We start from the raw sequence: 14,045 nt of genomic DNA, 5'->3' as shown, positions 1-14,045 counted from the left end.
CATTTTGTGGTCAACCCCATCAACAATTAATATCAAACCCCTATATTTCAAGCTTTAACCAAGCCACACACTCCACATGAGTCGTATGTGGGAACATATCAACAGGTTGTACTTCCTGTGTTTTATATCCACCTTCTTCTAGTACTTTTAAATCACGTGCTAATGTTGCTGGGTTACATGATACGTATACGACGCGTTTTGGCTTCATGTCGATGATTGTGTTTAGTAATGCTTCGTCACAGCCTTTACGCGGTGGGTCTACGACCATTGTGTCAGCAATTACGCCTTCTTTGTACCATTTTGGAATGACTACTTCTGCTTCTCCTACCCCAAATTCAGCGTTTGTCATGTTGTTTAGTGCTGCATTTCGGTTTGCGTCTTCAATTGCTTCTGGGACGATTTCAACACCGTACACTTTTTTCGCTTTTTGCGCTAGGAATAACGAGATTGATCCGATTCCGCAATAGGCATCAATTACTGTTTCGTTACCGCTTAATTTTGCGTATTCTAACGTTTTATCGTATAGCACTTTCGTTTGTTCTGGGTTTACTTGATAGAATGAACGTGCTGAAATCGCAAATTTAATGTCCCCGATAAAGTCATAAATATATTCTGATCCGTATAGTACTGTCGTTTTGTCTCCGAAAATTACGTTTGTACGCTTCGTATTTACGTTTTGAACGATTGATTTTACTTCTGGGAATTTCGCTGCAATTTCTTCAATGATTGCTTTTTTGTTCGGTAATTCTGCTGTACGTGTAATGAAGACAAGCATAATTTCCCCTGTTACTTGTCCGTAACGAGCCATTACGTGACGAAGTGTTCCTTTATTACGCTCTTCGTTGTATGCAGTGATACCGTGCTTTTCACAAATACGTTTTACTTCTTGGATTAATGTATCGTTTTCTTCTGCCTGAATTAAGCATGATTCCATATTAATGATGTCATGCGTTCCTTGGCGATAGAAACCAGCTACAAGTCCGCCTTCACGTTCTCCGATTGGTACTTGTGCTTTATTGCGATATACCCACGGATTTTTCATGCCAAGTACAGGATGAACAGGAACATCACCTAGTCCTCCAATGCGCTGCATAACGTCACGTACTTGTTTTTCTTTCGCCTGTAATTGTCCTTCATAAGTTAAGTGCTGAAGCTGACAACCGCCGCACTGATTATATACTGGGCATTCTGCATCTTTACGATATGGACTTTCTGTATGAAGCTTCATTAAACGACCAAATGCGAAGTTTTTCTTCACTTTAATAATTTTAATTTGCGCTTCTTCACCTGGTAATCCGTTTTTAACGAAAATAGGATAGCCCTTTACTTTCGCAACACCGGCACCATCATGTGTTAAATCTTCAAATACTACATCTATAAACTCGTTTTTCTCAACTGGTGGCGTCATTTTAGTACTCATTTTCCGACCTCTCTTTTTCATAACACTGCGTTACATTTTATCATACTTATATGGTCTTTTTCTATTGGAAGAAAAAAAGCTATTGACGATAGTTCTCTGTTAATGTTACGCTACTACTAATTTAATACGGACGATGTTACCTCATATATACTTGATAATATGGATCGAGAGTTTCTACCCAGCAACCTTAAATTGCTGGACTATGGGGAAAACTAATGAATATTAGCCTATGCGCAAAAAAGGACTCATATTGATTAGCTTTCTCTCATAGATGAAAGTGAATCCATATGGGTCTTTTTTTATTTTTATTTTTCTAAAAGGTCAGACATCTTACGTATGACATAAAACCTCATTCCTTTATTTTTAGTAATATAACGAGCGTTTTATGTACAAACTTTATACGAACTTCTGAAAGGGGCAACTACATGCAATATGTAATGAGCATTATCGGTATTCTTGCCGTGTTAGGTTTATGTTTTGCTTTGTCAAACAACAAAAGTAAAATCAACTTCCGTGCAATTGCAATTATGATTGGTTTCCAAATTTTAATCGGTTGGTTTATGTTTGCTACAAAGATTGGTCAACAAATCATTATTTTCATTAGTAAAGTTTTCAACAAACTAATTAAACTTGGTACGACAGGTGTCGATTTTCTCTTTAATGGAATTCACAGAGATTTTGTCTTTTTCTTAAACGTATTACTAATTATCGTATTTTTCTCAGCACTACTTTCAATCTTTAGTTATTTAGGTGTTTTACCATTCATCGTTCGCGTTGTCGGCGGTGCTATTTCAAAAATTACTGGTTTACCACGCGTTGAGTCATTCCACGCAGTAAACTCTGTATTCTTCGGTTCAAGTGAAGCATTAATCGTTATTAAAAACGATTTACAGCATTTCAATAAAAACCGTATGTTTATCATTTGTTGTTCTGCGATGAGCTCCGTTTCTGCTTCTGTTACAGCATCATACGTAATGATGTTAGATGCAAAATACGTACTAGCAGCTCTTCCGCTAAATTTATTCTCAAGCTTAATCGTTTGTTCGTTATTAACACCAGTTGATACGAAGAAAGAAGATGAAGTGATTCAAAAATTTGATAGAACGCTATTCGGGGACAGCTTTATCGGTGCAATGATTAACGGTGCGCTTGATGGTTTAAAAGTAGCTGGTATCGTTGCCGCATTAATGATCGCCTTTATCGGTGTGATGGAAGTTGTAAACTACGTAATTAGTGCAGCTTCAGGCGCAATGGGACATGCCATTACTTTACAACAAATCTTCGGTTACGTACTTTCTCCATTCGCATTCTTAATGGGTATTCCAACTCAAGATATTATCCCAGCTGGTGGTATTATGGGTACGAAGATTGTTTTAAATGAGTTTGTAGCAATCCTTGATTTAAAAGACACAGCTACAACATTAGCTCCACGTACAGTTGGAATCGTTACAGTATTCTTAATTAGCTTCGCAAGTATTAGCCAAATTGGTGCAATCGTTGGTACAATCCGTGCCCTTTCTGAAAAACAAGGAAGCGTTGTTTCTAAATTTGGTTGGAAAATGCTATTTGCATCAACACTTGCTTCTATTTTATCTGCGACAATCGCTGGATTGTTTATTTAATAAAAAATCACCTTACTTTAACGAGTAAGGTGATTTTTTTGATTCTTTATGAAACCGAGTGAAATTCAACTGCTTCTTCTGTATTGATAATCCTATCTTTATATATACCTTTTATTGAAATGTAAATGATAGATTTGTTTATGTTTTTTAACTTTCCTAATGAAAAATGATAAAGCAATCCATTACTTTTTAAAGTCCACATCTTCCCACTCCATGGACCAGTAGCTTTTTGTTCATCCGACGCCTTGATTTCACCTTCATATTCGCATTCTCCCAAAGGAGTTTTAATTGTATTCTTCTCTGTATCAATTCGAATATTTTTAATTAGATTCAAATTTTCATCAGAGAGAATTTGAATTTCATGATCTTTCTTTTTAAAAAAGAGTTTTCCGTCTTTGGTATTTATATATTCTGCATTATCCATTTTATCTATCATAAAATCATATTCTTCTTTTGTAATACCTAAGTTTTGATGATAAGGAAACGTTTTTTTCGGTATAATTTCTTCTTCGGCATACTTCAAATACCAATCTAAATTATTTGTAATACTATCGCTCATTTTATTTCCGATTTTCTCTAATTTCTCTTTTATCTCATAAGGAAATTCAAGTGTCATAATATCCGCCGTCACTTCCGCATTCATAAGATGCGATGGAATATACTCTTCCACACTATTTGCTTTACTCACTTCACTTTGACAACCAACTATAAATAGCGATATGAAAAAGATATATATTATTTTTTTATATTTCATTTCTATTCTCCACTCCATACATTATTCTTACTTAGTTTTATAGCGGTTTTCATTATAGTATAAAATCTTTATATTTTAATAAAATACATATCCTTATGCAAAATTGCATATTAATAAGTCTTCTTCTTACTTTAAAATTAGCTTAAATTACTTTCCAAATTATACAAATAACAAGCATTAAATGTTATAATTTGTAAAAAACATTGGAGGACCTTATGAAAATTCACGCCCTTTTCGATTTCTTACATTTACTAGTCTTAACCCTGAAAAGCTATTATGTATGGGGAATGCCTATCTATGTCTTCATTATTCCTCTTATCTTTGTAGTCGGTTATATTATTATTAATTCTAATAAGAAACAAAAAAACACATCTATTCAAAGTCACTAATCTATTACATTAATAACCTCCTAAAAATCATATTCCCCTCATTTTCTTCAAATGATATGATGAACAAGGGTATATCCCCACCACTCTTATAGCGGTGGGGATTTTAATATAAATATGCAACATACTACACAATAGAAGGTGATTTTTATGAGAAAATACGCAGCAATTGCTTTATGTACGTCTGCCATTCTAGCAGGCTGTAATACTAACAATGTAAGTCCAGAACCTAAAAAAGAGAAAACGGCTCAAGGGATTAAGAAACAAGAAGAGACTGTGCAAGAACAAGGTAAAATCTCATATAATTCAGTTACACACGAATCTACAAACACAAGTATTCATATTACAGACATAAAAGATTCTTTAAATGAAGTACAATATAAAATTTGGCGCACAGCTGATGGCAAGGAAAGTGCTAAATCTTTTTCTTCTAAAGAAAAAGAGAAACAATTCACACTTCCTTTTGATATAAAGGAATTTGAAGGAAAACGCGGTGAGTTCCAAATTGAAGCAACAGGAATGAAAGAAGATGGGAAAACAATCCCGCTTACGAAATCTACTATTACTTTCGAACAAAAGGTTCCTGTTCTTATGTATCACGCAATTGATGATTATCATGGTCAAGGCATTAAAGACTTATTCGTATCACCAGCTAACTTTGAAGCACAAATGAAACATTTAAAGGACAATGGTTATACGCTTTTAACGTTTGAACGCTGGGGCGATATAAATAAAGTAAATAAACCGATTTTCGTTACATTTGATGACGGTATGAAAAATAATATGAATGCATTTCGCATTTTACAAAAGCTAAAAGATGATACTTTTAAACCGGCAGCAACAGAATATATGATTGTTGATAACGTTGATGTAGAAGGAGCATTGTCTACTTCTGAAATAAAAGAAATGGTTGATTCCGGCATTTTCTCGGTGCAATCTCATACTGCAACACATGCAGATTTACCGAAAATTACAAACTATGAGGAAGAGTTAAAAGGTTCAAAAGAAAAGCTAGAAAAAATAACAGGTAAGCCTGTTATCGCGATTGCTTATCCATTCGGTCATGTAGATGATAAGGTTGTTGCAGAAACGAAGAAGTATTATCAATTTGCGACGACGACAAAGCCTGGGCAATTCATTACGAAGGGTGAACCTGATGAATTGTTAAAGATGAAGCGCGTTCGTATACACCATACAACGACTGTAGAGCAGTTTGCTTCTTCAATTAAGTAAATATAAGGGCTCAACACATTTTGAGCTCTCTTTTTACTTTATATTTATATATATTTTTAGAATTTTCTTGTATTATATATAGTAAGAAATCTTTCAAATTAAAGGAGATTATACATATGTCATTTGAACAAACGTTAGAGAAATATGCTGCTCTTGCAGTTAATGTTGGTGTTAATATTCAACCTGGACAAACTTTATCAATTAGTGCACCTCTTGAAGCTGTACAATTTGTACGCCTCGTTACAGAAAAAGCATATAAATCTGGTGCAAAACACGTATATGTAGATTGGAATGATGAGACGTTAACACGCTTAAAATTCGATCTAGCTCCTGAAGAAGCTTTCGCTGAATTTCCATCTTGGAAAGCACATGCTCGTGAAGAATTAGCAAAAGAAGGCGCTGCATTTATGTCTATCTATGCAGAAAACCCTGATTTATTAAAAGGTGTAGAACCATCGCGTATCGCAACAGCTCATAAAGTAGCTGGAGAAGCAATGAAAGTATACCGTGATTACGTACAAGCAGATAAAGTAAGCTGGTGTGTCATTTCTGTTCCTACGAAAGAATGGGCTGCGAAAGTATTCCCTGACGTAGCGCCAGAAGAACAAGAAGCCAAGTTATGGGATGCTATTTTCAAAGCTACTCGTGCTGATTTAGAAAATCCTGTAGAAGCATGGAAAGAACATGATGAAACATTACATACAAAAGTGGATTACTTAAACGAAAAGCATTATAAAGCTCTTCACTATACAGGTCCTGGAACAGATTTAACAATCGAACTTCCAGAAAAACATGTATGGGCTGGTGCTGGTAGCTTAAATGAAAAGAACGTACCATTTATGGCTAATATTCCAACTGAAGAAGTATTTACAATGCCACTTAAAACAGGTGTAAACGGCCAAGTTTCTAGTACAAAACCGTTAGTATTTGCAGGTAATATTATCGATAATTTCACGTTAACATTTGAAAACGGACGTATCGTAGACTATAAAGCTGAAGCTGGTGAAGAAGCTTTAAAACATTTAGTAGAAACAGATGAAGGTTCTCACTTCTTAGGGGAAGTAGCTTTAGTACCTCATGACTCACCAATTTCAAACACAAATGTTTTATTCTACAATACACTATTTGACGAAAATGCATCTTGCCACCTTGCGATTGGAAATGCTTACGCATTTAACTTAGTTGGCGGAAAAACAATGTCTAAAGAAGAACTTGCTGAAAACGGCGCAAACGCTAGTATTACACACAACGACTTCATGATTGGATCAGCTGAGCTTGATATTGACGGTATTACTGCTGATGGCAGACATGAGCCTATCTTCCGTAAAGGTAACTGGGCGTTTTAAATTTATTACCATAAAGAAACACATTGGATAATCCAATGTGTTTCTTTATTTATTTGGTTTCAATTCAAATTTTATTGTTCTATTTTCACGCGTAAACTCTGGTCTATACGTAGCGATATACGTATTTTCTTTCGCTACGTCAAATAGCATGATATCTTGAATTTTTTCTTCTGGTGCTAACTTTTTACTAATAAAGCTATCAGGGTTATTATATTCTTTAAATCTTGTACCTTTCTTATCGGTAATCTCAAATTCATAAAATGCAAAAGGTATTTCCTTTTTACTATTATTTTCTACTTTGAAAATAATCCCCAAAATCTCCTCTTTCTTTTTATCCTCATCATAATCCGTATATCCTAATTTAACTGAATCGATAGTTACTTGCAAACCATCTACGTCTACTGTCTCCCCTATTTTATACACTTTATCTTGAACATCTTCTTGTTTACTTTCATTACTATCTTTAGTCTCAGTGCAAGCACTTAAACTAAAAGCTATGCCAAAAATTAAAACAATTTGACTCACCTTTTTAACATACTCTTTCCTCCACATAAGACAATATTTCATATGTATCATAACAAAATGCTTTACGCTTTCTTGTCATATTTTGTCGTATTAATTGCTAACTGCACAAATAGAAAAAAGCTATCTTCTACAAAAGATAGCTTTCATGATGCCGATGAAACCTTAAGCCCAATGACACCCAAAACAATAAAAAGAATACAAAATGCTTGAAATAAACTAATATGCTCTTTAAAAAAGTACACACTAATGATTGTAATAAGTAATGTTCCAACGCCAGACCAAATAGCATAAGCAATACTTAAATGGATCTTTTTCACAACGATGGCGAACACGCTGAAACAAATTCCATAAAACACGAAAATCAGTACACTTGGAACGAGCTTTGTTAAACCATTTGATAGTTTCATCGCAATTGTTCCAGCTACTTCAAAAATAATTGTAACAAGTAATAATAGCCAATATACCATACTAGAATCTCCTTCTCTGTTACCTTATAGAGATTCTAGTATACTACTTATAGTCCCAATGAAATATATTTAATTTCTAAATATTCCTCGATGCCGAAATGGCCTCCTTCACGGCCGATACCACTTTCTTTAAATCCACCGAATGGTGCTTGTGCAACTGATGGAAGACCGTCGTTTAGACCGATAATACCGTACTCTAACGCTTCACTAATTTGGAATGCTTGGCTAATGTCTTTCGTGAAAATATACGCAGCTAAACCGTATGGTGTATTATTTGCACGTTCGATTACTTCATCAACTGTTTTGAATTTCGCAACTGGTGCCACTGGCCCAAATGTTTCTTCATTCATACAAAGCATCGTATCATTTGCCACCCCAATTACAGTCGGTTGAATGAAATGTCCCTCTAACTCTGCGACCTTTTGACCACCATATAAAACTGTTCCACCTTTTTGAATAGCATCTTCAATATGTTCTTGTACTTTTGAAACTGCATTCTCATCAATAAGTGGCCCAACAGTCGTTCCGTCACCGAAACCGTCTCCTACTTTCAACTGCCCTACTGCCTTTTGGAACTTCTCTACAAATACTTCGTATACTTCTTCTTGAACGAATACTCGGTTTGTACATATACACGTTTGTCCTGCGTTACGGAATTTCGAACCAATTACCGCTTCTACTGCTTTATCTAAATCTGCATCATTCATTACGATAAATGGAGCGTGGCCACCTAACTCAAGCGAAACTTTTTTCATCGTTTGTGCAGCACTAGCCATTAACTCTTTCCCGATTTCCGTTGACCCTGTAAAGGACACTTTTCGAACGCGACTATCTTCCATCCATGTATCAGCAATTGCTTTTGCACTACCTGTTACGATATTGATTACGCCCTTTGGAATATCTGCTTCATGAGCTAATTCAGCTAATTTCAATGCAGTTAATGGCGTTTGACTCGCCGGTTTCACAACGGCTGTACAGCCTGCTGCAAGCGCTGGTGCTACCTTTCTCGTAATCATCGCTGCCGGGAAGTTCCAAGGTGTAATAGCTGCCATAACGCCAACTGGTTGCTTCATAACTAAAATGCGCTTATTCGGATGAGAAGCAGGAATCATTTCACCATATACACGTTTCCCCTCTTCTGCATACCATTCAACAAAACTATTTGCATAATTTACTTCACCAAGCGCTTCTGCAAACGGCTTTCCTTGTTCCTTCGTCATAATCGCTGCGATTTCTTCTTTATTTTTATCAATAAGCATGAACCACTTTTTTAACTTCGTGGCACGATCTGCTGCCGTTAACTTAGACCACGTTTTAAAAGCTTCATGTGCAGCATCAACAGCTTGCTTTGCCTCTGTTACTCCGCCCTTTGGTACAGTTGCAAATATTTCCTTCGTCGCAGGATTATTTACTTCAATTTGTTCTTGTAGTGTAATCCACTCACCATTTATATACATCGCCTTTTTATCTATACTTACGAAAGTCGCCTTTTTATCCAATGTTTTCTTCCTCCTCTATGAACTTCTTAATTTTCCTAGTAGCAGCAGATTGACTAATTTGCAAAAACTCAGCTACTTTATAACTTGATCCATACGTTTTATACGCTTTAAGAATAATATTTCTCTCTACCTCTTCCAGCATTTTATAAAGGCTTTGCCCCGATTGTTCAACTGCAGCCTCTTGCATAGAGAGTGGCAAATCCTCTACCGTTACAACATCATCGACAGTAATAACAATTCTCTCAATTACATTCTCTATTTCTCTATTGTTTCCTTCCCACGGATATCCAACAAACATTTGTAACGTACTCGGCGCTAGTTTCACATCACGTCCGTATTTTTTATTAAAATGCTGCAAGTAATGATAAATAAGCGGCAAAATATCTTCTGTTCTTTCCCTAAGCGGGGGAATTGCAATTGGAATGACATTCAAACGATAGTATAAATCTTTCCGAAATGTTCCTTGTTTCACCATCTCGCTTAAATCTCTATTTGTTGCCGCCACAATTCGGACATCCACTTTTTTTAATTCTCTTCCGCCTATAGGACGAAATGTTTTTTCTTGCAATACTTGCAAAAGCTTCGCTTGAATTTCAAGCGGCATTTCACCGATTTCATCTAAAAAAAGAGTTCCTTTATGCGCGGATTCTAATAGTCCCTTTTTCCCTTCACGATTCGCACCTGTAAAAGATCCACCTGAATATCCAAAAAGCTCTGATTCAATTAAATTAGTTGGCAATGCCGCACAATTAATTTCATAGAAACTTTCATTCTTACGGTGACTCACTTCATGTAAATGGCGTACTAATCGACTTTTCCCAACTCCAGTCTCGCCTAAAACGAGAACAGTACTATCCACTACAGATACTTTTTTGATTGTATCGACTATTTTTTGCATAGCTAGACTTTTAAAAATAAGTCCTTCATGCTCATATGTTTCTCTTAATTCTTTTTTATATGTTTTTAGCTGATTATCCATTTCCTCTACCTTTTGACGTAATTGATAGAGTTCAGTAAGGTCCCGAGAATAACTAATCACTCTTCTTAAATTTCCCTCATCATCAAAAACAGGCCTTGTACGAACGTGTAAATACTCTCCTGATTTTGTAGTTTGAACGAGTTCAATTGGCCTCTTTTTTTCAATCACTTCTAATGTCGCTGATGGATAAAAGATTCCATCCTTTTGTAGTTCTTTTACATGCTTACCAACTAACTCTTCGGCAGCTAGTTGGTAGTGCCTTTCACATGTACTATTTACACGCACAACGATCCCTTGCTCATCTGTAACAAAAATTTCGTCAAACGCATATTCAAATACATCTTTTAAATCCATTAACACTCGTTCCTTTTCTGCAACCATCCTAGCCACCCCTAACTTCAAATCCATCGATCCACTTCACTACCTTTATTATAAAGTGAATTTTCTGCATTTAATATAGAGTCAGCTAGAATGTTTGCTATTTATACTTCATTTTTTAAACGCGAGCGATGTTTGTTTGCTCATAACAAGCTTGCAATGATTCTTCAATTATTGTTAAACCTTCTTCAAGTTGCTCATCTGTAATAACTAAAGGCATTAACACACGGATAACATTTCCATATGTTCCTGCTGATAATAACAGTAACCCACGCTTATTTGCCTCTGCACATAGATTAGCCGTTAACGTTTTGTCAGGTGCTTTCGTCTTACGATCTTGAACGACCTCAAATGCACACATTGCACCTAACCCACGCACATCGCCGATGCAATGATATTTATTTTTCATCTCTTCGAATCGGTTCATTACGACTTTTCCTAATTCTATCGCTCTATCATTTAATTTCTCATTTTCTATTACATCGAGAACAGCTAATGCAGCCGCACATCCTAATGGACTTCCTGCATACGTTCCACCAAGTTCACCTGGTGCAGACTCATTCATAATTTCTTTACGTCCAATGACACCACTTATCGGTACACCAGCACCTAATGATTTAGACACTGTAATTAAATCTGGAACGACATTATAGTGATCAATTGCAAAATATTTTCCTGTACGACTAAAGCCTGTTTGTATTTCATCCGCTACAAATAAGATGCCGTTCTCTGAACAAATGCGGCGTACTTCTTGAACAAATTTCTTACTTGGGACGATAAATCCACCTTCCCCTTGAACAGGCTCCATTACAACAGCTGCAATTGTTTCTGGTGCTACTTCCGATATGAAGAAGTTCTTAAACTCTTCAATAATAAAATCATCATATTGCTCTTCCGTTAATCCCTCTGGGCGACGGTATTCGTATGGAAATGGCGCTTTATATACTTCTGGAGCAAAGGGACCAAACCCAAATTTATATGGCTTCACTTTACTTGTCATCGTCATTGTCATTAATGTACGCCCGTGGAAACCTTTAGAAAATGCGATAATACCAGGTCTCTTCGTATATTTACGAGCGATCTTCACCGCGTTCTCAACTGCTTCTGCACCACTATTTAAAAAGAGGACTTGCTTATCGAAACTTCCTGGTGCCAATGCCGCAAGCTTTTCCGCTAATTCAATATATGGCTCATACATCATGACATTAAATCCAGTATGAATGTATTGATCGACTTGTTTATGGAGCGCTTCTTTAACCGCTGGATGACAATGCCCTACGTTAATTGTCCCGATTGCTCCTGCAAAATCAATGTACTGATTACCATCAACATCTGTTACAAGAGCACCATTTGCAGATTGTACAAACGTTGGGATGCCGTTACTTACTCCTTTTGGTACTATATTTTGACGGCGTTCTAATAAAGATGCCGCTTTCGGTCCTGGAATTTGTTCATTTACTTTAGCAAATTTTTTTGTGTTCATTGCGTACCCCATCCTTTTCTTTACATTGTTTTCTCTTTTTATTGCAAAATGTATGCCAACTTTCTTTTCTAGCATTTATCCTATATTCTTTGTATCCAGGCATAAAAAATAAGTCTATAAAGACTCATTAAGAGTCTTTATAGACTTATTTTCCTTACACATTAGACTTTTCTTTCTCCCAGAAAAACTCACCCGATTGAGAAATAAACTCTCCAACAGAATCTAACACTAAATCAGCAAGTGGTTCTAATGTTGGACGGTCTCCCGTACCAGATAGCACCCCAATTGCATAGCAATCGCCATTTTTGGCTAAATGTAAATCAGTTGGCGTATCTCCAACAACCGCAACCTCACATGATGCTAAATTAAATTTTTCACAAAACACTTCTATAATCTTTTTATCTGGTTTTTGCGCAGGGAATGTATCCGAGGCTATAATATAATCAAAAAAGTTCTCCAACTTATATTGTTTTAAAAATAATTCTGTTGGTGCGAAATCATCCGCCGTGACAACCCCTAATATAAATCCTTTATCTTTTAATGCCTGTAACACTTTCGGTAAATCTGCTGTCATTTTCATATGCGAACGATGCTCATACATAAGGGAAAATAACTTCTCACTTACCCAATGATGCATCTCTTCTTCTCTAGCAGACTCAATATAATTACAAAGCCCCTTCGCTACATCAAGGCTTGTTCCAGCAGCTATTGCACTCCTCGGATTAACAAATGCTCCCTCTACACCAATCTCTTCTAATAAGGTCTGCCGCATTGTACTTGGTAAATGATATAAACTTATACATTCAGCTACAAGTTCTTCAGCTACTTTTATCCATATTGAATGAAAATCCATTAATGTCCCATCTTTATCAAATAATATCGCCTTTACCTTCTCCATAGCACCCTACCTCTCATTTCTTATCTCTTCCAGTGTATCAATAAAGTATGGATGTAAAATAAAAGAATTGTAAAAATACCATAAAAATCAAACTAACTCCCAATTTACAATTCATTTTAACAAAGTAAAAAGGATGCCTTTACAGGGCATCCTCTTGATGTTCAGGAACAAATAGTTCTAAACAATGATATATATTTTCGAATTCCATCGGTGCATCTCCACCATACTCACCATCTAAATTAATCATTAGTTTATCTGGTGAATGTACTTTAATTCGGTTCGCTTGTGTATATAACACTTTTGGATTATTAATATGTTCACCACGTTGTGCTTGTGTTGCTGCTTTAATTAAATCAGCGATAGAACCTTTTTTCAGTACTAATAGGTCAAATAACCCATCGTTAATAGATGCATACGGTGCTACCTTTTCAAATCCACCTACTGAACGGGTATTCGTAATTAAAAACATCGTAATTTCTTCTTGTAGTAACTTTCCATCATACTCAATTTCAACATATGTCGGATGCAATGATGGTAACATCTCGATACCTTTTAGGTAATAAGCAAGTTGTCCTAATACTGTCTTTAACTTACTCGGTACTTCGTATGTTAATTCTGTAATACGACCGCCACCAGCGATGTTAATAAAATATGTATCGTTCGCTCTACCAAGGTCTAATGGCACTGTTTTTCCTTCGCAAATAATATCTGCTGCCTCTTCAATAGAACGAGGTACACCAATTGCACGTGCAAAGTCATTTGTCGTTCCAACTGGAATAATTCCAAATTTCGGACGGAATTCATGCCCAACTAAACCGTTTACTACTTCATTTAATGTACCGTCGCCACCAGCCGCAATAACAACATCAAACTTACGATCCGCAGCTTGCCTCGCCGCCACAGTAGCGTCTCCAGGACCCGTTGTCGCATGACAAGATGTCTCATAGCCAGCTTGTTCTAATTTTTGTAATACTTCTGGTAAGCTCTTCTTAAATAGCTCACGCCCCGAAGTAGGATTATAAATAATTCTTGCTCGCTTCATCATTTATTAGCAC

12 protein-coding genes and 1 riboswitch are annotated in these 14,045 nt (G+C 36.1%); of the genes, 3 read left to right on the top strand and 9 right to left on the bottom strand.

The genetic code is table 11. The features are described from left to right. Positions 1-40: 40 nt before the first annotated feature. Entirely contained in the window at positions 41-1,420 is a 1,380-nt protein-coding gene (gene rlmD, locus ACXKY9_RS02285) for a 23S rRNA (uracil(1939)-C(5))-methyltransferase RlmD (protein WP_000105033.1), read from the bottom strand. A gap of 121 nt (positions 1,421-1,541) precedes the next feature. Continuing rightward, positions 1,542-1,643: riboswitch (purine riboswitch) on the top strand. Between the two features lie 202 nt (positions 1,644-1,845). Between rlmD and ACXKY9_RS02280 the strand changes: the two genes are divergently transcribed. Then, positions 1,846-3,042 carry a NupC/NupG family nucleoside CNT transporter gene (locus ACXKY9_RS02280; RefSeq protein WP_001200489.1) on the top strand — a complete coding sequence of 399 codons (1,197 nt, stop codon included), beginning with the start codon at positions 1,846-1,848 and terminating at the stop codon, positions 3,040-3,042. Positions 3,043-3,088: 46 nt separating this feature from the next. Here ACXKY9_RS02280 and ACXKY9_RS02275 read toward each other — a convergent pair whose 3' ends face one another. Next, complete coding sequence (locus ACXKY9_RS02275) at positions 3,089-3,796, bottom strand: hypothetical protein (protein ID WP_000875595.1); 708 nt, start codon at positions 3,794-3,796, stop codon at positions 3,089-3,091. A gap of 536 nt (positions 3,797-4,332) precedes the next feature. Here ACXKY9_RS02275 and ACXKY9_RS02270 point away from each other — a divergent pair. Together ACXKY9_RS02270 and ACXKY9_RS02265 are read left to right on the top strand one after the other, a co-directional pair. After that, on the top strand, positions 4,333-5,415 hold the full coding sequence (locus tag ACXKY9_RS02270) for a polysaccharide deacetylase family protein (protein ID WP_001233712.1): 1,083 nt from the start codon (positions 4,333-4,335) through the stop codon (positions 5,413-5,415). Between the two features lie 116 nt (positions 5,416-5,531). Then, positions 5,532-6,761, top strand: coding sequence for an aminopeptidase (locus ACXKY9_RS02265; protein ID WP_000007357.1), 1,230 nt, complete (start codon positions 5,532-5,534; stop codon positions 6,759-6,761). 45 nt (positions 6,762-6,806) lie between these two features. Here ACXKY9_RS02265 and ACXKY9_RS02260 read toward each other — a convergent pair whose 3' ends face one another. The 7 genes from ACXKY9_RS02260 to ACXKY9_RS02230 form a co-directional block, all read right to left on the bottom strand. After that, positions 6,807-7,313, bottom strand: coding sequence for a DUF4352 domain-containing protein (locus ACXKY9_RS02260; protein ID WP_003283018.1), 507 nt, complete (start codon positions 7,311-7,313; stop codon positions 6,807-6,809). Positions 7,314-7,429: 116 nt separating this feature from the next. Then, positions 7,430-7,753, bottom strand: a complete 324-nt coding sequence (locus ACXKY9_RS02255; protein WP_000263262.1) for a DMT family transporter — start codon at positions 7,751-7,753, stop codon at positions 7,430-7,432. Between the two features lie 47 nt (positions 7,754-7,800). Then, positions 7,801-9,252 carry an NADP-dependent succinate-semialdehyde dehydrogenase gene (gene gabD, locus ACXKY9_RS02250; RefSeq protein WP_000358128.1) on the bottom strand — a complete coding sequence of 484 codons (1,452 nt, stop codon included), beginning with the start codon at positions 9,250-9,252 and terminating at the stop codon, positions 7,801-7,803. After that, positions 9,245-10,612 carry a sigma-54 interaction domain-containing protein gene (locus tag ACXKY9_RS02245; RefSeq protein WP_000225143.1) on the bottom strand — a complete coding sequence of 456 codons (1,368 nt, stop codon included), beginning with the start codon at positions 10,610-10,612 and terminating at the stop codon, positions 9,245-9,247. Before ACXKY9_RS02245 ends, gabD begins: the two co-directional genes overlap by 8 nt. Before the next feature lie 115 nt (positions 10,613-10,727). Next, positions 10,728-12,092: a 4-aminobutyrate--2-oxoglutarate transaminase gene (gabT, locus tag ACXKY9_RS02240; RefSeq protein WP_001093008.1), complete on the bottom strand. Its 1,365-nt coding sequence runs from the start codon at positions 12,090-12,092 to the stop codon at positions 10,728-10,730. A gap of 154 nt (positions 12,093-12,246) precedes the next feature. Beyond that, positions 12,247-12,990: an HAD family hydrolase gene (locus ACXKY9_RS02235; RefSeq protein WP_000416667.1), complete on the bottom strand. Its 744-nt coding sequence runs from the start codon at positions 12,988-12,990 to the stop codon at positions 12,247-12,249. Positions 12,991-13,129: 139 nt separating this feature from the next. Then, positions 13,130-14,035, bottom strand: coding sequence for a diacylglycerol kinase (locus tag ACXKY9_RS02230; RefSeq protein ID WP_000977679.1), 906 nt, complete (start codon positions 14,033-14,035; stop codon positions 13,130-13,132). Between the last annotated feature and the right edge of the window lie 10 nt (positions 14,036-14,045).

The sequence above is a fragment of the Bacillus sp. 2175 genome (assembly GCF_057812155.1).
Note: the sequence above shows the minus strand (reverse complement) of the source record. Positions and strands in the feature narration are given on the sequence as shown.